Origin of the sequence: Vibrio sp. 10N.222.49.C9, assembly GCF_041474985.1 — a bacterium.
Classification (GTDB): domain Bacteria; phylum Pseudomonadota; class Gammaproteobacteria; order Enterobacterales; family Vibrionaceae; genus Vibrio; species Vibrio crassostreae_C.
The window spans coordinates 1-301 of sequence record NZ_JBFRVD010000990.1; the positions used below are offsets into that span (position 1 = coordinate 1).

At 47.5% G+C, this 301-nt stretch carries 1 pseudogene; it reads left to right on the forward strand.

From position 1 onward, the window contains the following. Positions 1–301, forward strand: a pseudogene (pgi, locus tag AB4585_RS26570) (glucose-6-phosphate isomerase); the annotation flags it as partial.

The window sequence follows — 301 nt, forward strand, 5'->3', positions numbered from 1 at the left end:
GAGTCTGAGACGATTCTTCCATACGACCAGTACATGCACCGTTTTGCTGCTTACTTCCAGCAAGGCAACATGGAATCAAACGGTAAGTACACAGACCGTAACGGTGATGCTGTTGATTACCAAACAGGCCCAATCATTTGGGGTGAACCAGGTACTAACGGTCAACACGCGTTCTACCAGTTGATCCACCAAGGTACTAAACTGATTCCGTGTGATTTCATCGCACCAGCAATCAGCCACAACCCAACGGGCGACCACCATCAGAAACTAATGTCGAACTTCTTTGCTCAAACAGAAGCAT